Raw genomic sequence first — 20059 nt, 5'->3', positions numbered from 1 at the left:
CGGTGGCCGGCAGGCTGGTCCCCAGCCTGGCAGCTGACCATTTCGTCCCTGTTGCGGCAGCATGTCCCGAGGGTCAAGCCTGACCTTGACAACCCGTCCGAGCTGCCATGGACTGTCCGGATGACCGATTCGGCCGCGCGCCGGGCCGCCCCGGAGCACCGCCCGGCGGCCGGCTCCCCCGGCCCTGCCGACGGCTCCCCGGCCGGGCTCGATCTCGATCGGCTCGGCGGCTACCTGGCCGCGCACCGGCCCGAGCTGACCGGCGGGCCGCTGCGGGCGGAGCTGATCGCGGGCGGCCGGTCGAACCTGACCTACCTGCTGCGGGCCGGCGGGCGGGAGCTGGTGCTGCGCCGGCCACCGCTCGGGCACGTGCTGGCCACCGCGCACGACATGGCCCGGGAGTTCCGGGTGATCTCGGCGCTGGCCCCGACCGCCGTCCCGGTGCCGCGGGCGCTGCTGCTCTGCCCGGACGCCGACGTGCTCGGGGCGCCGTTCTACCTGATGGAACGGGTCACCGGCGAGGTGTTCCGCAGCCGGTCCCGGACCGACCAGCTCACCGCCGGCCAGCGGCGCGGGCTGGCCATGGCGATGATGGACACCCTCGCGGCGCTGCACATGGTGGAGCCGGCGGCGGTCGGGCTGGGCGACTTCGGCCGCCCGAAGGGCTACCTCGCCCGGCAGGTCCGCCGCTGGGCCGGCCAACTCGACCGCTCCCGCAGCCGGCCGCTGCCCGGCATGGACGAGCTGCGCGACCGGCTCGCCGCCACCGTGCCCGAGGGCGCCAACGCGGGCCGCGTCGTGCACGGCGACTACCGGCTGGACAACCTGCTCGCCACCGTCGCGCCGGCGGACCCGCGACCCGCCCCGCGCGACACCGCCGAGCAGGGCGCGCCGTCGGCGACCGTGACGGCGGTGCTGGACTGGGAGATGGCCACCCTCGGCGACCCGCTGGCAGATCTCGGGCTGCTGCTGACCTACTGGGAGGTGCTCGGCGGCAGCGACCTCGCCGACGGCAACCCGGTCGCCGACGGCCTCGGCCCGCGCGCCGGCTTCCCGACCGGCACCGAGCTGATCGAGCGGTACGCCGCCGGCAGCGACGTCGACGTCGGCCCGCTGCACTGGCACGTGGCGCTGGGCTGCTTCAAGCTCGCGGTGATCTGCGAGGGCATCCACTACCGGCACGCCCTCGGGCAGACCCTCGGCGAAGGCTTCGACAGCATCGGAAACATGGTGTCCCCGCTGGTGGCACACGGACTGGCCAAGGTTGGGGAGGCGTGATGGAGTTCGGGTACGACGCCCGCACCGAGCAGCTGCGCGCGGAGCTGACCGAGTTCCTGGAGCAGCACGTCTACCCGGCCGAGGCGGTGCACGCCGCCCAGGTCGCCGCCGCCGGTGACCCGTGGGCCCGCCCCCCGGTGCTGGCCGAGTTGACGGCCGAGGCCCGCCGGCGCGGCCTGTGGAACCTCTTCCTTCCCGACCCGCGCCACGGCGCCGGGCTGACCAACCTCCAGTACGCGCCGCTGGCCGAGCTGACCGGGCGCAGCCCGCACCTCGCCCCGGAGGCGCTGAACTGCGCCGCCCCGGACACCGGCAACATGGAGCTGCTCGCCGAGTTCGGCTCCGCCGCGCAGCGCGAGCGCTGGCTCGCCCCGCTGCTGGCCGGGGAGATCCGCTCGGCGTTCTGCATGACCGAGCCCGAGGTGGCCTCCTCGGACGCGACGAACATCGCCACGGCGATCCGGCGCGACGGCGACCACTACGTGATCGACGGACGCAAGTGGTGGTCGTCCGGGGCGATGGACCCGGCCTGCGAGATCTTCATCGTGATGGGCAAGACCGATCCCGGCGCCGACCGGCACCGGCAGCAGAGCATGATCCTGGTCCCCCGGGACACCCCGGGGGTCACGGTCCGCCGGGGCCTGACCGTCTTCGGCTATAGCGACGCCGCGCACGGCGGGCACGCCGAGATCGACTTCGAGGGCGTACGGGTGCCGGCGGAGAACCTGGTCGGCGCCGAGGGGGCCGGTTTCGCCATCGCCCAGGCCCGCCTCGGCCCGGGGCGGATCCACCACTGCATGCGCCTGGTCGGGATGGCCGAGCGGGCCCTGGAGCTGCTCTGCCGCCGGGCCATCGAACGGGTCGCGTTCGGCCGCCCGCTCGCCGAGCAGGGCGTGGTACGCGAGTGGATCGCCGAGTCCCGGGTCCGCATCGAGCAGGCCCGGCTGCTGGTGCTCAAGACCGCCTGGCTGATGGACACCGTCGGCAACAAGGGCGCACACACCGAGATCCAGGCCATCAAGATCGGCACACCGGCGATGGCGGAGTGGGTGATCGACAAGGCGATCCAGGCGTACGGCGGTGCCGGCGTCAGCCAGGACACCCCCCTTGCCGCGCTCTGGGCCCAGGCCCGCACCCTCCGGCTGGCCGACGGCCCCGACGAGGTGCACCGGGCCAGCCTCGCCAAACGCGAACTACGTCGCTGGGAGCGCCCCGCCCCGCCGCCTCCGCGTTAAGAGCTCGCCCCACCGCTCCCGCGTTAAGAGCCCGCCCCGCCGCTCCCGCGTTAAAAGGGGGCCCCTGCTATACCGCAGGCGTTAACAGGGGGCCCTTCCTTCAGGTCAGGTGGAGGCGCGTTCGACGAGTTTGGTGTCCAGGACGATGTGCGGGTCGGGGATCTCGTCGCCGCGGATCCGGGCGACCAGCAGCCGCGCCATCTGCCGGCCCATCTCGTCCACCGGCTGGAACACCGACGTCAGCGGCGGGTCGGACTGCCGGGCGATGGGCGCGTCGTCGAAACCGATCAGGGCCACGTCCTGCGGCACCCGCCGGCCCGCCTCGCGCAGCGTCCGCATCGCGCCGAAGGCCATCAGGTCGGCGGCGACGAAGACCGCGTCCAGGTCGGGGCAGCGGTCCAGCAGCTGCCGCATGGCGGTCGCCCCGCTCTCCTCGCTGAAGTCGCCGTACGCGATCAGGTCGGGGTTGACGCCGAACCCGGCGGTCCGCACCGCGTCCCGGTAGCCGGACAACCGGGCCAGGCCGGCGCCCATGTCCTGCGGGCCGGCGATGGTGGCGATGCGCCGCCGCCCCCGGCCGGCCAGGTACTCCACGGCCTGCCGCGCCCCACCGGCGTTGTCCACGTCGACGAAGGAGGCGGGCTGGGCGTCGGGGTGCAGCATCCGCGCCGGCCGGCCGCCGAGCACGGTGGGCAGGCCGCGCTCCTCCAGCAGGGTGGGCAGTGGATCGGCGTCGTGCAGCGACAGCAGCAGCACGCCGTCGACGTGCTGGTTGGTCAGGTGGTGCTCGACCCGCTCCCGTTCCAGCGGAGACTGCGCCATGGCCAGCCAGAGCTGCAACGGCGTCTCCAGCAGCACCGAGCTGATCCCCCGGACGATGCCGGCGAAGAACGGCTCGGCGAAGAGCCGCTCACCCGACTCGCTGACCACCAGGGCCACCGAGTCGGTCCGCTGGGTGACCAGCGCCCGGGCGGCCCGGTTCGGCACGTACCCCAGCTCGGCGATGGCCTGCTGCACGGCGGCGCGGGCCTCCGGGCTCACCTGGGGAGAGCCGTTGACGACACGGGAGACCGTCCCGCGGCCGACTCCGGCACGGGCCGCGACCGCATCGAGGGTCGGGCGCCCGAGCGACCGGGTGCGCTGCGTTGTCATCGTCTGCTCCTCCGACGTCAGGCGGCCCCGGCACCTGCTTGCGCGTCAGTGCCGGGCCGCCCGTTACTGGCTGGCCATCGCCCTATTGTGCGGCCAGACCGTTGCGTCGGATCACCTCCGCGTACCACCTGGCGCTGGACTTGGGGATGCGGGTCTGGCTGTCGTAGTCGACGTAGATCATGCCGAACCGCTTGGTGTAGCCCCAGGCCCACTCGAAATTATCCATCAGCGACCAGGCGAAGTATCCACGCAGGGGGACGCCGGCGCTGATCGCCTCGTGCGCGGCGCGCAGGTGCGCGTCGAAGTACGCCAGCCGCTCGGCATCGTCGACCTGCCCGTCGACCACCGCGTCGACGAAGGCCGACCCGTTCTCGGTGACGTAGAGCGGCAGGTCGGTGTACTCCTCGTGCACCCGGCGCAGCGTCTCCACCAGGCCGGGGGCGTCGATCTCCCAGTCCATGTCGGTGACCGGCACGCCCCGGCTGACGAACCGGACGTCCTCGCTGCCCGGCCAGTTGGACGGGGCCCGCCAGTAGCGCTCCGGCTGCTCGCCGGGGACCGGCGCGGCCACCACGTGGCGGCTGTAGTAGTTGACCCCGACCAGGTCCAGCGGCGTGGCGATGGTGGCCAGGTCGCCGTCGTGGACGTGCGCGAAGTCGGTCACCTTCGCCAGGTCGGCGACCAGGTCGTCGGGGTACGCCCCGCGCAGGATCGGGTCGAGGAAGAACCGGTTGGCCAGCCCGTCGATGCGCCGGGCGGCGTCGGAGTCGCCGGGCGACCCGGTCGCCGGGGTCACCGGGTACAGGTTGACGGTCACCCCGAGCTGGGCGGCCGGCCGGGCCGCGCGCAGCGCCTGCACGGCGAGCCCGTGCCCGAGCATCAGGTGGTGCCCGGCGTGGACCGCGGCGGCCCCGTTGGAGCGGCCGGGGGCGTGCACCCCGGAGCCGTAGCCGAGGAAGGCCGAGCACCATGGCTCGTTGAGCGTGGTCCAGTACCTCACCCGGTCGCCCAGCGCGTCCGCGACCAGCTGGCTGTAGTCGGCGAACCGGGCGGCGGTGTCCCGGGCCGGCCAGCCGCCGGCGTCCTCCAGCTCCTGGGGCAGGTCCCAGTGGTAGAGCGTGAGCCAGGGCTCGATCCCGTTGGCCAGCAGCTCGTCGACCAGCCGTCGGTAGAAGTCGAGCCCCTCGGCGTTGGCCGGGCCGGACCCGCCCGGCTGCACGCGCGGCCAGGAGACCGAGAAGCGGTACGACTTCAGCCCCAGCTCGGCCATCAGCCGCACGTCGTCGCCGAGCCGGTGGTAGTGGTCGCAGGCGACGTCACCGGTGTGCCCGGCGACCGTCCGGCCATCGGTGTGGCTGAAGGTGTCCCAGATCGACGGGGTACGCCCGCCCTCGGCCGCCGCGCCCTCGATCTGGTACGCGGCGGTCGCCGCCCCCCAGAGGAAGCCGGGCGGGAAGGTCAACGGCGCGCGCTCGTCGAGGACGCCGACGGCGGGTGGGATGGCGGGGTTGCTCACGACTTGACTGCACCTTCCATGATCCCGCCGATGATCTGGCGGCCGAACAGGATGAAGACGACCACCAGGGGCAGGGTGCCGACCGCGGTGGCGGCGAAGACCTGCGAGTAGTCGGTGTAGTAGGCGTACGAGAGGAAGGAGAGCGAGACCTGGAGGGTCGGGTTCTCCGGGGTGAGGATCGCGTACGGCCAGAGGAACGAGTTCCAGTTCTCCATGAAGGTCAGCAGACCGAGGACCCCGGCGGCCGGGCGCAACGCGGGCAGCACGATGTTCCAGTAGATCCGGAACGTGCTGGCGCCGTCGACCCGGCCCGCCTCGATCAGCTCGTCGGAGATCGCCTGGCTGGCGTACTGCCGCATCATGAACACGCCGAAGGCGGTGACCAGGAACGGCACGGTGACGGCGTACAGGGTGTCGTACCACCCCAGCGTCTGCATCATGCCCCAGAGCGGGATGAGGCCCATCTGGGTCGGGATCATCATGGTGACGATGATCGACAGCAGCAGCACGTTGCGGCCCCGGAAGCGCAGCTTCGCGAAGGCGAATCCGGCGAGCGAGCCGGTGAGCACCACCGACACGGTGACCACCGAGGAGACGATGATCGAGTTCATCAGGCCGGTGAGGAAGTTGGCCGCGTCGTTGTCGAGGACCCGGCCGAAGTTGTCGGCGAAGGCCCCGCCCGGGGTGACCGGCGGCGGCACGTCGTTGATCGAGTCCAGCGAGCGGGTGCCGATCACCACCATGTAGTAGAAGGGGTAGATCGACAGCAGGGCCGCCAGGACGAGCGCGACGTAGGTCAGCGGACTGGTGCGCCACAGGCGCTGGGAAGCCGAGATCACCGATCTCTCCTCACTTGGCCGAGCGGCGGACGAGGATGAAGTTGAACAGCGACACCAGGACGATGATCATGAATATCGCCCAGGCCACCGCGGCCCCGTAGCCCGCGGTGCTCAGGTTGTCGATGCCCTTCTCGTACATGTACATCGCCAGGGTCTGGAACTCCCGCTGGTTGCCTCCGAGGATGCGCCCGTTGCCGAAGAGCAGCGGCTCGGTGAAGAGCTGCATGCCGCCGATCGTCGAGAGGATGACCACGAAGAGGAAGGTGGGCCTGAGCATGGGCAGGGTGATCTGCCAGAACTGCCGCCACTGACTGGCGCCGTCGATCGCGGCCGCCTCGTACAGGTCCTTCGGGATGGCCTGCATGCCGGCGAGCAGGATCAGGGTGTTGTAGCCGGTCCACCGCCAGTTGACCATGGTGGCGATCGCCGTCCAGGAACTCCACCGCTGCGCGCGCCAGTCGATCTGGTCCACCCCGACGAAGCTGAGCAGCCAGTTGAACAGGCCGAAATCACGCTGGAACAGCATGCCGAAGACGATCGCGACCGCCGCCACCGAGACCACGTTCGGGACGAAGATGGCCATCCGGAAGAAGGTCTTGGCCCGCAGGAACGTGCGGTTGAGCAGGTTGGCCAGAAAGAGCGCCAGCATGAGCTGCGGGATGGTCGACAAGGCGAAGATGCCGAAGGTGTTGACCAGCGCGTTCCAGAAGTATTCGTCGGAGAGCAACCGGGTGTAGTTGTCGATGCCGATGAACGAGTGGTCGCCGATCATGTCCCAGTCGTGCAGGGACATCCAGCCGGTGCGCACCATCGGGTACAGCTGGAACGCGCCGAAGATCAGGAAGAACGGCGCGATGTAGAGATACGGCGAGTACTTGAGGTCCAGGCGGTTGAGCAGGTACCCGCGACGCCGCTGGCGGGAGGAGGCGTCGGATGGTGACGGAACTGTTGGTGACGGCGGCGCCGTCGCGGCCGAGAGGCTCATACATGTTTCCTTTGCCGGCGAGGCCCGGGGAGCCCTCGCGCAGGGTGCTACCCGGAAGGGGACCGACCGGTGGCGTCCGGGTGGTCCCCGGACGCCACCGGATGCGAATCACTCAGAAGGCACCCTGAGTCTGTGCGTCCTTCGTGAACTGATCCCAGGCCTTGTCCTTGCTGACCTGCCCGTTCTCGAACGCCCGCAGGGCCGGCTCGAGTGCGTTCTCCTTCACGGCCTGGTGCTTCGGACCGAGGTGGATCGGCTCGATCTTGCTGACGCTCTCGCCGAAGATCTTGCCGGTCGGCGCGTTGCTGAAGTACTCGTTGGTGTAGCCGAGGAAGGCCTCGTTCTTCAGCGCCTCCAGGTTGGTCGGCAGCGGGCCCTTGGCCTTGAACGCCTCCACCTGGCTGGTGGCGTTGGTCAGGAACTCGGCGAGCTTGGCCGCCTCCTTCTGGTACTTGCTCTGCTCCGGCACGGCCAGCCACGAGCCGCCCCAGTTGCCGCCGCCGCCCGGCACGGCTGCCACGTCCCACTTGCCCTTGTTGGCCTCACCGGAGTTGTCCGCGACGATGCCGAGCATCCAGGACGGGCAGAAGGTGGCCGCGAAGGTGCCCTGCTTGAAGCCGCCCGACCACTCCGGCGACCAGGTCTGCGCCTTGGCGGAGATGTCCGCCATCGAGGTCGCGGTCTCCCAGGCGGACTTCACCGCGGGGCTGGTGTCCGCGATGATGTTGTTTTCCTTGTCGTAGAACAGGTCGCTGCCCTGCTGGAACAGCACGCCGTTCGAGACCGCCGTGATCGAGTCGATGAAGGCCTTGCCGGTGGCGTCCTTGTACTTCTTGCCGGCCGCGTGGAAGCCGTTCCAGTCCGGCCAGAGCGCCGAGACCGCGTCGCGGTCGGTGGGCAGCCCGGCCGCCTCGAACAGGTCCTTGCGGTAGCAGACCGCGAGGCTGCCGACGTCGGTCGGCAGGCCGATCAGCCGCCCGTCCGGCGCCTTGCCCAGCTCCCACTTCCAGGGCAGGTACTCGCTGGAGTGGTCGGCGACCAGCGGAGTGAGGTCCGCCCAGTTGCGCGGGTTGGCCTTGAACTCGTTGAGAATGCCCTCTTCCAGGGCGGTCACGTCGGCCGCGCCCTTGCCGGTGGCGAGGTAGCGGACCAGCTTGGGCCGGTACTCACCGAGCTGGGCGGTCTTGCGCAGCTCGACCTTGATGCCGGTCTGCTGCTCGTATTGCTTGACGAGTTCGTCGTAGCCGAACTCGCCGAAGGTGTCCACGACCAACTTGGCGGGCTTCTCGCCGTCGGCCGGCGTGTCATCGTCCTTGCCGCAGGCCGCGAGACCGCCGACGGCGGTGATCGCCGCCAGGGCGGCCGCCGCCATGCGGGTACGCCGCGTGGTGAGGCTCATCCTGACCCCTCTTTCGGTGGTGAGGCTGGTTTACGTGTGGTGGGGGGTGCCGCAGCGTCTGCCGCCGCCGGCTCGGTCAGCCGGCGGCGGCGCCCAGGGCGGGATTGTGATCCACACCTCTTTGGGAACGCTCCCATGAGATTGCCGGGAGGTGTCAGGAGTGTCAATAGGCCAATGGGAGCGTTCCCAGATCGTTACCGCCGAACGGGCCTGGTCGATGGCCGGACCGCCACCCGGCGCGCCGGCGGTCGCCGGACGCGGTGGTCGTCAGCGGTGGTCGTCAGCAGAGGCGACGCAGCAGCGTGTCGGCCCGACCGGCGTCGAAGGCGGCCGGGTCGAAGCCGGCAGCCACCCAGTCGCGCATCGGCCCGTGGTCCGGATGCCCCGGATCGGCGAGCGCGGCGAGCAGGACCAGGTAGCCCTGCGGACCGCCGACGTCCTCCGGCGGGCAGGCCCGCTCGCCGTCCAGGCAGCTCGGGTAGCGCTCGTCCGCCTCGGCGGTGAAGGCGTCCTCCACCAGCAGGTCGTGCTCCCACCAGTCGCCGAAGTCGTAGGTGTAGTGGAACCGGCTGCCCTTGCCCACCACCGCGTCCAGCCGGACGTCCAGCTCGTCCTGCACGGCCAGCTCACCGTCGGGATCCGGCTCGCCGTACTGTAGGCCGTCGATCTCGAACGAGTGCAGATGGCAGTCGCGCCAGCCCATCGCGTGCTGCACCACCCGGTGCACCCGATCCAGGGTGTAGCCGCCGGGCACCAGCACCCGACGCCAGATCGGGGGACGTACCCCGGACAGCGACATCCTCAGCTGGAAGATCTGACGCGGCATGCTGTCCCATCCTCCCGCGGCATAGGCTGCGAGCATGATCTGCCGAGCGTGCCGGACGCGGCGGCACGTCGACTGCCCCGGCCGGAACTGGTGCGACTGCCAGCACCGTACCCCCCGACCCACCCCTCCGGTCACCGGTCCGGCCGGCGAATGAACGTCGGACTTCCGATTTCCGCACTCTGGCCGGACCCGTCACCCGCGCCGCTCGACGACGACACGCTCGTCGCCCGCTACGGTCGCGCCGACCGGCCCCTCCTCCGGATGAACTTCGTGACCAGCGTCGACGGCGCGGTCAGCGTCGACGGCCTCTCCGCCGGGTTGTCCGGCGAGCCCGACAAGCGGGTCTTCGGGCTGCTCCGGATGCTCTGCGACGCGCTGCTGGTGGCGGCCGGCACGCTGCGCCGCGAGGGGTACCGGGCGGTCCGCCTCGACGAGCGGCGTCGGGCCTGGCGGCGCGCGCACGGGCTGACCGAGTACCCGACGCTCGTGGTGGTCTCCGGTCTCCTCGACCTCGACCCGGCCCAGGCGGCCTTCGCCGACGCGCCGGTACGCCCCGTGGTGCTCACCCGCGACGACGCGCCGGCCCCGGCCGGGCTGGCCGCCGTGGCCGACCTGGTGCGCTGCGGTGACGGCCGGGTCGACCTCGTCGCCGGCCTGGCCGAGCTGCGCCGACGCGGGCTCGACCAGGTGCTCTGCGAGGGCGGCCCGCGCCTGTTCGGCGCGCTCACCACCGCCGACCTGGTCGACGAGGTCTGCCTGTCGGTCGCTCCGCTGCTCGCCGGGGCCGGCGCCGGCCGGATCACCACCGGGGACCCGAGCCCCGCCCGCCAGCTGCCGCTGCGCCACGTCCTGCTCGCCGGCGACGACACCCTGCTGCTGCGCTACGCCCGGCGCTGACTCCGGCCACCGGCGGCCCACGGCCGGTCCCACCGGGCCGTGCGGCAAGTCCCGCCCGGCAGCCGGGAGCGGCCAGCCGAGAATTGGTCGAAATCGCCGCATAGCAACCGGTCAACTCATTACCGTGAACCGGAAGCGGCAACTGCCGGGAGGCGGGACGTTGGTGCACGAGGTGGTCGAGCTGAGAGTGCACGGGGTCTCCGGCACCTCGGCCGAAACCCTGCTGGACCACCCCGTGGTGGACCGCGTCGCCGGTGACGAGAACGCCGGCTTCTACCGCCCCCGCGCCGGGTTCGGCGTCAGCGACCGGCCGACCGGGCTGCTGGTGGAGGCGTACCGATGGGGCGCGCTGACCGCGGGCACCGCCGTGCGGACCCTGTCCCTGCTGTTCCTGCTGCCGTTCATGCTGGTGAACCTCGCCGTCTGGACCCGACCGGCCACCGGCGGCACCGGCGGGGCGATCGGCCCGTTGTGCCGGCTGCTGGCGGCCACCCTGACCGCGGCGTTCGTCCTGTCCATGGTGGGAGTGAGCGTCGACCTGGTGGGTTGGCAGTGCGCCCCCTTCCACGTCTGCGTGCGGGATCGCGGCTACCTGGGCTGGCTGGCCGACATGGCCCTCGGGCCGCGCCTGGCCGTTCTCGCGCTGCTGCCGATCGCCGCGCTCCGCCTGCTCTGGTGGATCGGGGAGCGCTCGGCCCGGGCGTTCGAGGCGTTCCCGGCCGGGCGCGGGCAGAACCGCACCACCGAGGGCGAGGACCGGATCGACCGGCCCGGATTCTGGAACGATGCCCTCGTCGTGCAACGGCTGCGGGCCATCCACTTCGCGGTCGGGCTCGGCACGCTCGCCGCGCTGCTGCTCGGCGCGCAAATCCACATCCACCCCACGCTGGTCGGGCACGTGCTCTACGTCGCGGCCTGGATCCTGCTGGCGGCCTGCGCCGTCCTGCTCTGCCTGCCCGCGCGCACCCCGTCGCCCGGCCTGGGCCGGGGGCCGGTCGACCTGCGGGGCATCCGGCCGCTGCGGCTGGCGGCCGGCGCGATCACCGTCCTCTCCCTCGGCTACACCGTGCTGCCCATCGAGCCGGAGACACCGCGCGGGCAACTACCGGGGTACGAGGGCGCGGTGGCGGGCGTCGTCGCGGCCCAGGCCGGCCTGCTGGTCGCCCTCGTCGTGGCGACCATTCACCAACGACGACGCAGTCCGACCGCCGCCCTGTCCTGGCTGAGCGGACTGGCCAGCCCGGTGCTCGCCGCCGCAGCGGTCGCCGCCGCGTACGGGTTCTCCGCGGCGCTGGTCTACCGCGTCGCCGACTTCCTCGACCGGGGCGACATCCCCAATCCGGCCCGGCCCGACCAGCCCGGTGGAGCGGAACTGGAGCCACCGGTCTCCTACCGCTGGGCGGCGCTGGCCGGGCTCGCCGCGGTCATGGTGGTCGCCGCGAGCACCATATGGCGGATCTACATCTCCCGGCGTCGGCGACGTCGACTGGCCGAGTCCATCGTCCAGCAGGACTTTCCCGACGTGCCACCGGAGGGCACGCCCCGACGGAACGTCGTCCGGGAGATCATCGCCCGTGCCGCGATCGCCGAGCAGTTGAGCCCCGTCTTCACCACCTTCCTGCTCCTGTCGCTGCTCGGGGTCACCACGGTCGCCCTGGACCTGATCGGCATCGGCCCGTCGCAGTTGAGCCGGGTACTGGTGCACAGCGACAGCGGGGGGACCAAGGAGCTGGCGCTCGCCACCGACGTCGGGATCTACGTCATCGGCCTGGTGGGGGTGGGCATCGTCCTGCTCGGACTGCTCTCCTACCGGTCCGAGGAGACCCGGCGTACGGTGGCGGTGATCTGGGACCTGGGCACCTTCTGGCCGCGTACGGTGCACCCGTTCGCACCACCCTGCTATGCCGAGCGGGCGGTGCCGGAACTCGCCCGACGGATCACCGCGCTGTCCACCAAGGGCGGGGTGATCGTCTCCGGGCACTCGCACGGCTCGGTGCTCGCCGCCGCCACCGTGCTCCAGCTTCCGGAGGAGGCGCTGCCCCGGGTGGCGCTGCTGACCCATGGCAGCCCCCTGCACCGGCTCTACGCCCGACTCTGTCCGGCCTTCCTCGGCGACCAGACCCTCTACGAGGTCGGCGACCGGATCGGCTGGCGATGGGTGAACCTGTGGCGCAACACCGATCCGATCGGTGGCCCGATGTTCTCCGCGCACCGGCCCGGTGAGCAGCCCCGGGTTGAGGGCCCGGCCGGGACGGTCGACCGGCGGTTGCGCGACCCACATGGGGTGACCGTGGCAGCGGACGACACGGTGCCCCCGCCGATCGAGCGGCACTGGCCGTACCACACCGATGCCGCCTACGAGGACGCCGTACGGGATCTGGCCGGACGGCTCGACCCGGACACCGTCCCACCGGAGCCGGGCGGCGCGGCGCGGGGCCCGTAGCCGAGCGGCCGATCACCGGCACGGACCGTGGACGGGCCGTCGCCGTACGCGATCGCCGCCATGCCACGACGTGGTCTCCGCCGCGTCGCGTGGCGGGCTGTCGTACTCCTCCGGCAGGATGCAGGGCGTGTGTGCCGACCGCGACGACCAGCCGACCGGAGCTGCCCGATGACTGACCAGGGGCACAACAGCCCGGGCGAGGGGTTGGCCGGGCCGGGCGAGGGGGTCGGCCGGGTGCTCGGCACCGCCGACGCCACTCCGTTGCAGTTCTGGACGGCGGTCGCCCCCGGCAGCTACCTCCAGCTCGACGATGTCGTGGTGACCCGGCGCGAGCTGCCCGACCGGGAGCCGGTGACGATCGCCGGGGTGGTCACCCAGGTCCGGGCCCGGCACGAGGGCGCCCAGTTCGAGTCCGACGTCTTCGCCATCGCCGACGGCACCCTGCCGGCGCAGGTGCAGGAGGCCGCCGAGATCACCACCACCCGGGTGGATCCGGAGTTCTACGTGCCGCCGCAACCCGGCGCGGTGGTGCACCGGGCCGAGGGCGACGCCCGGGCCCGGGCCCTGCACTTCGACCGGATGGAACGGCGGATCCCGATGGGCACCGGCCGCGACGGGGTGCCGGTCTACCTCAACGCCGACTTCCTGGACGGCACCCGGGGCGCCCACGTGTCGATCTCCGGCATCTCCGGGGTGGCCACCAAGACCAGCTTCGCCACCTTCCTGCTCTACTCGGTGTTCCGCTCCGGGCAGCTCGGCGGCGACGCGGTCAACGCCAAGGCGTTGATCTTCAACGTCAAGGGCGAGGATCTCCTCTTCCTCGACCACCCGAACGCCCGGCTGGACGACGCGACCCGGGCCGGATACGCCCGGCTAGGCCTGGCCGCCGATGCCTTCCCCGACGTGCGGGTGTACGCCCCGCCCCGGGCCGGCGACTCCTCCGGCACACCCGACGTGAGCAGCCGGCTGACCGGTGTGGACAGCTTCTACTGGACGCTCGCCGAGTTCTGCGAGAAGCGTCTCCTGCCGTACGTCTTCGCCGACGCCGACGACGAGCGCCAGCAGTACACGATGGTGGTCCACTCGGTCGCCGCCCACCTGGCCCGGTACGCCCAACCCGCCGACGGCGGGGTCAGCATCGACGGGGTTCGCCTGGGCACCTACGCCGACCTGGTCGATCACGTCGTCGAGCAGCTCAGCGACGACGAGACCCGGGGCGACTGGGCGGGCAGCGCGGTCGGCCTGGGCACGGTCAACGCCTTCGCCCGCCGGCTGATCGGCAGCAAGAAGGACCTCTCCCGGCTGATCCGGGGCGACCTGGCCACCCGCCGCCCGCACCGCATCAACACCTCGGAGAGCGCCCAGGTCACCGTCGTCGACCTGCACAACCTGCCGGATCGGGCGCAGCGCTTCGTGGTCGGCGTGACGCTCAAGAGCGAGTTCGAGCGCAAGGAGAAGGCCGGCACCGCCAAGCCGCTGCTCTTCGTGGTCCTCGACGAGCTGAACAAGTACGCCCCCCGGGAGGGCTCCTCCCCGATCAAGGAGGTGCTGCTCGACATCGCCGAGCGGGGCCGCTCGCTCGGAGTGATCCTGGTCGGCGCGCAGCAGACCGCCAGCGAGGTGGAGCGGCGCATCGTCACCAACTCGGCGATCCGGGTGGTCGGCCGGCTCGACCCGGCCGAGGCGTCCCGTCCGGAATACGGCTTCCTCCCGCCCGCGCAGCGGCAACGGGCGCTGCTGGCCAAACCGGGCACCATGTTCGTCAACCAGCCCGACATTCCCGTCCCGCTCTGCCTGGAGTTCCCCTTCCCGGCCTGGGCGACCCGGGTCTCCGAGGCCGGCGCCGCGCCGTCGCAGACCCTACGCTCGATCACCCAGTCCGCCGATCCGTTCGCGGTGGTGGGCTCCGGCGGCGGCGCCGACGACGACATCCCGTTCTAGGCAGGGGGTTGTGCCATGAAGATCCTGCACACCTCGGACTGGCACGTGGGCAAGGTCCTCAAGGGGCAGTCCCGGGCCGAGGAGCACAAGCAGGTGCTGGCCGGCGTCATCGACATCGCCCGGCAGGAGCAGCCCGACCTGGTCGTCATCGCGGGTGACCTCTACGACACCGCCGCGCCGACCGCGGAGGCGACCCGCCTGGTCACCCGGGCGCTCACCGCGCTGCGCCGCACCGGCGCGGACGTGGTGGCCATCGGCGGCAACCACGACAACGGCCCGGCGCTGGACGCGCTGCGGCCGTGGGCCGAGGCCGCCGGCATCACCCTGCGCGGCGGCGTACGCGAGGATCCGGCCGAGCACGTCATCGACGGCAGCACCGCCGGCGGGGAGCGCTGGCGGCTGGCCGCGCTGCCCTTCCTGTCCCAGCGGTACGCGATCCGCGCGGTCGAGATGTACGAGCTGACCGCCGCCGAGACCACCCAGACCTACGCCGACCACCTGGGCCGCATCCTGGCCCGGCTCACCGACGGGTTCGACGAGCCCGACCGGGTGCACCTGGTCACCGCCCACCTGACCGTGGTCGGGGCGGCCTCCGGCGGCGGCGAGCGGGACGCGCACACCGTGCTGGGTTACGCGGTGCCGGCCACCGTCTTCCCCGGCACCGCGCACTACGTCGCGCTGGGTCACCTGCACCGCGCCCAGCGGGTGCAGGGGCCCTGCCCGATCCGCTACAGCGGCGCCCCGTTGGCGGTGGACTTCGGCGAGCAGGAGAACGTCCCGTCGGTGACCCTGGTCGAGGTCACCGCGACCAGGGCGGCCCAGGTCCGGGAGGTGCCGGTCACCGCGGCCACCTCGCTGCGCACGGTGCGCGGCACGCTGGCCCAGCTCGCCGAGATCACCCCGCCGGAGGGCTGGCTGCGGGTCTACGTGCGCGAGCACCCCCGGGCCGGCCTGCGTGAGGAGGTGCAGGAGCTGCTCCCCCGCGCGCTGGAGATCCGTATCGACCCGGAGCTGATGGCCGCGCCGGGCAGCGGCGCCCGGGTCGCCCAGCGCTCTGGCCGTTCGCCCCGGCAGCTCTTCGCCGACTACCTGGACAGCCGGGGCCACGCCGACGACGGCGTCCGGGAACTCTTCGACGAGCTGATCGAGGAGGTGGATCACTGATGCGGCCGATGCGGCTGGACATGGCCGGCTTCACCGTCTTCCGCGACGAGACCACTGTCGACTTCACCGACGCCGACTTCTTCGCTCTGGTCGGGCCGACCGGTTCCGGCAAGTCGACGGTGCTCGACGCGATCTGCTTCGCCCTCTACGGCACGGTGCCCCGCTGGGGTGGGGCGCGCGGGCTGGGCAACGCCCTGGCGCCGTCCGCCACCGAGGCGCGGGTCCGGCTGGTCTTCGAGTCCGGCGGTGCCCGCTACGTGGCCACCCGGGTGGTGCGCCGGGACAGCCGGGGCAACGCGAAGACCGCGAACGCCGGGTTGCAGCTGATGCCCGACGGTTTCGACGTGACCAAGCTGGACACCGGGCTGAGCCCGGAGGATCTGGGCGAGGTGGTGGCCGGCACCCCGGCCGAGATGGACGCCGCGGTGCAGGAGGCGGTCGGCCTGCCGTACGAGCAGTTCACCAGCTGCGTGGTGCTGCCGCAGGGGCAGTTCGCCGACTTCCTGCACGCCCGGCCCGCCACCCGGCAGCAGATCCTGGTCAACCTGCTCGGCCTCGGCGTCTACGAGCAGGTGCAGCAGCGGGCCACCACCCGGGCCGGGCAGGCCGAGGCGAAGCTGGAGGCGGTCGACCAACTGCTGGCCGGGCTGGCCGACGTCGACGACGCCACGCTGGAGCAGGTCACCGGCCACCTCGACCGGATGACCGGGCTGGCCGAGACGGTGATCGCCGCCGTACCGGAGCTGGACGCGGCGCGGGGCACGGCGCGGGAGGCGGACAGGGCGCTGGCCGCGCTGGACGCCGAGTTGACCGTGCTGGCCGAGGTCCGGGCACCGGACGGAGTGGCCGAGGTGGCCCGGTCGGTGGCCGCCGCGCGGGCCGAGTCCGACGCGGCGGCGAGCGCGGTGTCGCTGGCCGAGGAGCGTGAGGAGAAGCTGCGCGGTGAGCTGACCGCCGCCGGTGACGAGAGCGCGTTGCGGCTGCTGCTGCGGGCGTACGCCGATCGGGAGCAGTTGGCCGGCCAGGCGGCGGGCGCGCACGCCGCGGTGCAGGCCGCGAGCGCCGCGCACGACGCGGCGGTGCGGGCGCTGAGCGAGGCGCGGGCGGCAGCGGAGCGGGCCGAGGAGGAGCTGGCGGCGGCGTTCGGAGCCCACGAGGAGGCGAAGGCCGCCGACCAGGCGGCGGCGCTGCGGGCGCACCTGGCCGACGGGGACTCCTGCCCGGTCTGCGCGCAGCCGATCGCCCGGGTGCCGGCGATCCCGGCCGGTTCGGCGGTGGCCCGCGCGGTGGCGGCCGGCAAGGCGGCCCGGACGGCCAGCGAGGCGGCCAAGCGGGTGCTGGCCGAGCGCGACACGGCGGCCCGCGAGCGGGACCGGGTGCTGCTGCGCGCCCGCGCCGAGCAGGACGGGCTGCGGAGCCGGTTGGCGGAGCTGGACGAGCGGCTCGCCGGGGCGGCCACCGCCGAGGCGCTGCGGGAGAGGCTGGCCGAGCACGGGCGGTTGCGGCGGGCGCTGGACGAGGCCGCCACGGCGGTCCGCGCCGGCCGGGACGCCGCCCGGCGGGCCCGGGGCGCGGTGGACGCGGCCGAGGAGCGGCTGCGGGGGCGTGGCGACGCTTCGACGACACCCGGGACGGGTTGGCCCGGTTCGGCCCGCCCTCGGCCGACCGGGACGACGTGGCCGCCGCGTGGGCCGCGCTGGCCGGCTGGGCCGGGGCCGAGGCGGAGCGCCGCCGGTCGGAGCGGGCCGGGTTGGCGGCGGCGGTCGCCGAGGCCGAGGCGGCGGCCAGCGCGGCGGCGGCCCGGATCACCGCCATCTTCGTCGACGCCGGGCTGCCGGCCGCCGACGACCCGGTGCGCGCCGCCACGGTCGCCGTGGAACGGGCCGAGGCCGACCTGCGCCGGTTGACGGAGCGCCGCGAGCAGGCCGGGGAGCTGCGCGCGCAGCGGGCCGGGCACGAGCGTCGGGCCCAGGTGGCGCGGGCGCTCGCCGGCCACCTGCGGGCCAACAACTTCGAGCGCTGGTTGCTGGCCGAGGCGCTGGACCTGCTGGTCGACGGCGCGTCGGGGATCCTGCGGGAGCTCTCCGGCGGCCAGTACGACCTGGTCCACGACAAGGGCGAGTTCTTCGTCGTCGACCACCACGACGCCGGTCTGCGCCGGGGGGTGCGCACGCTCTCCGGCGGCGAGACGTTCCAGGCGTCGCTGGCCCTGGCGCTGGCGCTCTCCGAGCAGCTGGCCGGGATGTCCACCACCGCGGCCAGCCTGGAGTCGATCGTGCTGGACGAGGGCTTCGGCACCCTCGACGCGGCCACTCTGGACACGGTTGCCGCCACCCTGGAAAATCTGGCCGCCCGGGGTGACCGGATGGTGGGCGTGGTCACCCACGTGCCGACGCTGGCCGAGCGCATCCCGGTCCGCTTCGAGGTACGCAAGGACGCCCGCTCGGCCCGCATCGAACGGACCGGCCGGTGAGCATGGGCCCCGCGTTCGTGGCCGGGGGGCCGGCCCGGTGAGCCGGTTCTTCGTGGACGCCTGGGATCCGGCCTACGGGGCGTCGTTCGAGGCGTCGCCGGAAGGCCCCTCCGCGCAGAGCAACGCCCGGGTCGAGACCGACCACGAGCTGCCCACGCTGGACTGGCGGGCGATCGGCCCCCGTGGCGGCCTCCGCCCACCCGACGTGGTGCTCCTGGTCGACGGGGTACGCCGGATCGACGCCGGGGTCTGGACGGCCGAGGAGGACGGCAACTCCTTCCCCGGCCTGGCCGCCTCGTACGCCGCCGGGGTGGTCCGCTGCAACCTGGAGCGCGGCGCGGCGCACCTGGCCGGCACCAAGGTGGGCCGGGGGCTCTTCACCGCCAGCCCGTCGGCGACCGACGTGCTGGCCGGCAACATCCGGTACCCGGTGCACCGGGTCGGCGGCACCGGCGAGCTGGCCAAGCTGCCGGCCGCGGTGCAGGGGCCGCTGACCGCCCTGGAGGTGGAGGTCTCGGCCACCGCCCGTACCGACGGCGACCTGCTGGTGGTGGACGGGCAGCTGCGCAACCGGCGGCAGTTGCCGCGCACCCTCGGTTACATCAAGAGCCAGCACCGGCAGTACCTCGACGCCCGGCTCAGCGCGGTGGTCACCGGCCTGCCGTCGGGCCACCGCTCGCCGGTGTTCCGCCTCGGCACCGCCTGGGACGGCTGGTCGTGGTATCTGCGGCTGCCGGTGGCCTCCGGCGCGCCGTGGGCCGGGATCGTCCGGGTGGAGTGCTCGGCGGAGCTGGCCGCCGAGGAGGCGATCCAGCTGGCCGACCTGTCGCTGGTCACCCTGCCCCGGTTCGCCTCCACCCCGTACAAGGACCCCCGGGCCCCGCAGAACCTGGTCCCGATCGCCGGGCTGGAGCGCCTGCTGCGCTCCCGGCTGGGCGACGCCCGGCTGCTGCACCGCGCGCTGACCGCCGCCGCCCGGACCGGCCGCTGATGGGTCGGCGGCGCGACGCCGAGCGGATCACCGAGCGGGTCGACACCGGGCAGGCCGAGCTGCTGCCCGACCCGGACCGGTCCGGCGCCTGGACGCTGGTGCTGGACGGCGCGCCACAGTCACACGTCGACCTGGCCGACCCGACCCACCTGGAGTTCGAGTACGTCCGGCGGCTCGCCGCGGCGATCGACCTGGTCGCGCCCGCCGGTGCTCCGCTGCGGATGCTGCACCTGGGCGGTGGCGCGCTGACGCTGCCCCGGTACGTCGCCGCCACCCGGCCGGGCTCGACCCAGCGGGTCGTCGAGGTCGACGGCGCCCTGGTCGAGCTGGTCCGGCGGAAGCTGCCGTGGCGAACCGACCCGCGGCTGAAGGTACGGGTCGGCGACGCGCGGGAGGTGCTGGCCGCCAGCCGGGACGCCAGCTACGACGTGATCGTCGCCGACGTCTTCGCCGGTGCCCGGACGCCGGCCCGGCTGACCTCGGTGCAGTACGCCGCCGAGGCGGCCCGGGTGCTCACACCCGCCGGCTGGTACCTGGCCAACCTCGCCGACGGGCCGCCGCTGCGCTACGCCCGCGGCCAGGTCGCCACCGTACGGTCGGTGCTGCCCCGGGCCTGCCTGGTCGCCGATGCCCCGGTGCTGCGCGGGCGGCGCTACGGCAACCTGGTGCTGGTCGCCGGCCGCCAGGAGCCACCGGTGGCGACGCTGACCCGGCGGGCCGCCGGCGACTGGTTCCCGGGTCGGGTGCTCGCCGGCGCGGACCTCGACCGCTTCGCCACCGGCGCCACGGTCGTGCAGGACGGTGACGCAACCGACTCCACTCCGCCACCGCCGGGAATTTTTTCCGTGGGACGTTGATCCGTTCGGTGCCGCCATGCGTACCACTCGGCAGCCATGCCCGTGGGGGGACGGCTTCTGTCC

Annotated in this window: 14 protein-coding genes and 1 pseudogene; 9 read left to right on the top strand and 6 right to left on the bottom strand. The window is 73.1% G+C overall.

Going from position 1 to position 20059, the window contains the following annotated elements:
• Nucleotides 1-120: 120 nt before the first annotated feature.
• Together ACQPYA_RS08945 and ACQPYA_RS08940 are read left to right on the top strand one after the other, a co-directional pair.
• The gene (locus tag ACQPYA_RS08945) at nucleotides 121-1278 is read left to right on the top strand and encodes a phosphotransferase family protein (protein WP_433532153.1); all 1158 of its coding nucleotides are present in this window, start codon (nucleotides 121-123) and stop codon (nucleotides 1276-1278) included.
• Nucleotides 1278-2513: an acyl-CoA dehydrogenase family protein gene (locus ACQPYA_RS08940; RefSeq protein WP_433532152.1), complete on the top strand. Its 1236-nt coding sequence runs from the start codon at nucleotides 1278-1280 to the stop codon at nucleotides 2511-2513. Before ACQPYA_RS08945 ends, ACQPYA_RS08940 begins: the two co-directional genes overlap by 1 nt.
• A 105-nt stretch (nucleotides 2514-2618) precedes the next feature.
• Here ACQPYA_RS08940 and ACQPYA_RS08935 read toward each other — a convergent pair whose 3' ends face one another.
• From ACQPYA_RS08935 to ACQPYA_RS08910, 6 genes are all read right to left on the bottom strand, one after another.
• Nucleotides 2619-3665 (bottom strand): LacI family DNA-binding transcriptional regulator, encoded by a 1047-nt coding sequence (locus ACQPYA_RS08935; protein WP_433532151.1) that lies wholly within the window; start codon nucleotides 3663-3665, stop codon nucleotides 2619-2621.
• 82 nt (nucleotides 3666-3747) lie between these two features.
• Nucleotides 3748-5181 carry a GH1 family beta-glucosidase gene (locus ACQPYA_RS08930; protein WP_433532150.1) on the bottom strand — a complete coding sequence of 478 codons (1434 nt, stop codon included), beginning with the start codon at nucleotides 5179-5181 and terminating at the stop codon, nucleotides 3748-3750.
• Entirely contained in the window at nucleotides 5178-6020 is an 843-nt protein-coding gene (locus tag ACQPYA_RS08925) for a carbohydrate ABC transporter permease (protein WP_433532149.1), read from the bottom strand. The genes ACQPYA_RS08930 and ACQPYA_RS08925 overlap by 4 nt, the downstream gene beginning before the upstream one ends.
• Nucleotides 6021-6030: 10 nt before the next feature.
• Entirely contained in the window at nucleotides 6031-7005 is a 975-nt protein-coding gene (locus ACQPYA_RS08920; protein WP_433532148.1) for a carbohydrate ABC transporter permease, read from the bottom strand.
• A 112-nt stretch (nucleotides 7006-7117) separates the two neighbouring features.
• Nucleotides 7118-8404: an ABC transporter substrate-binding protein gene (locus tag ACQPYA_RS08915; protein ID WP_433532147.1), complete on the bottom strand. Its 1287-nt coding sequence runs from the start codon at nucleotides 8402-8404 to the stop codon at nucleotides 7118-7120.
• 280 nt (nucleotides 8405-8684) lie between these two features.
• Nucleotides 8685-9230, bottom strand: a complete 546-nt coding sequence (locus tag ACQPYA_RS08910; RefSeq protein WP_433532146.1) for a plasmid pRiA4b ORF-3 family protein — start codon at nucleotides 9228-9230, stop codon at nucleotides 8685-8687.
• Between the two features lie 150 nt (nucleotides 9231-9380).
• Here ACQPYA_RS08910 and ACQPYA_RS08905 point away from each other — a divergent pair, with 150 nt between their 5' ends.
• From ACQPYA_RS08905 to ACQPYA_RS08875, 7 genes and pseudogenes are all read left to right on the top strand, one after another.
• The gene (locus ACQPYA_RS08905; protein ID WP_433532145.1) at nucleotides 9381-10127 is read left to right on the top strand and encodes a pyrimidine reductase family protein; all 747 of its coding nucleotides are present in this window, start codon (nucleotides 9381-9383) and stop codon (nucleotides 10125-10127) included.
• Nucleotides 10128-10251: 124 nt separating this feature from the next.
• On the top strand, nucleotides 10252-12570 hold the full coding sequence (locus ACQPYA_RS08900; protein WP_433532144.1) for a hypothetical protein: 2319 nt from the start codon (nucleotides 10252-10254) through the stop codon (nucleotides 12568-12570).
• Nucleotides 12571-12738: 168 nt separating this feature from the next.
• Entirely contained in the window at nucleotides 12739-14511 is a 1773-nt protein-coding gene (locus tag ACQPYA_RS08895) for an ATP-binding protein (protein ID WP_433532143.1), read from the top strand.
• A gap of 15 nt (nucleotides 14512-14526) precedes the next feature.
• On the top strand, nucleotides 14527-15675 hold the full coding sequence (locus ACQPYA_RS08890; protein ID WP_433532142.1) for an exonuclease SbcCD subunit D: 1149 nt from the start codon (nucleotides 14527-14529) through the stop codon (nucleotides 15673-15675).
• A pseudogene (locus tag ACQPYA_RS08885) lies at nucleotides 15675-18148 on the top strand (AAA family ATPase). The gene ACQPYA_RS08890 and the pseudogene ACQPYA_RS08885 overlap by 1 nt, the downstream one beginning before the upstream one ends.
• 37 nt (nucleotides 18149-18185) lie before the next feature.
• Nucleotides 18186-19139, top strand: a complete 954-nt coding sequence (locus ACQPYA_RS08880) for a hypothetical protein (RefSeq protein ID WP_433532141.1) — start codon at nucleotides 18186-18188, stop codon at nucleotides 19137-19139.
• Entirely contained in the window at nucleotides 19139-19996 is an 858-nt protein-coding gene (locus ACQPYA_RS08875; RefSeq protein ID WP_433532140.1) for a spermidine synthase, read from the top strand. The genes ACQPYA_RS08880 and ACQPYA_RS08875 overlap by 1 nt, the downstream gene beginning before the upstream one ends.
• Nucleotides 19997-20059 lie beyond the last annotated feature (63 nt).

Source organism: Micromonospora sp. CA-263727 (genome assembly GCF_050942455.1).
Lineage (GTDB): Bacteria > Actinomycetota > Actinomycetes > Mycobacteriales > Micromonosporaceae > Micromonospora.
Note: the sequence above shows the minus strand (reverse complement) of the source record. Positions and strands in the feature narration are given on the sequence as shown.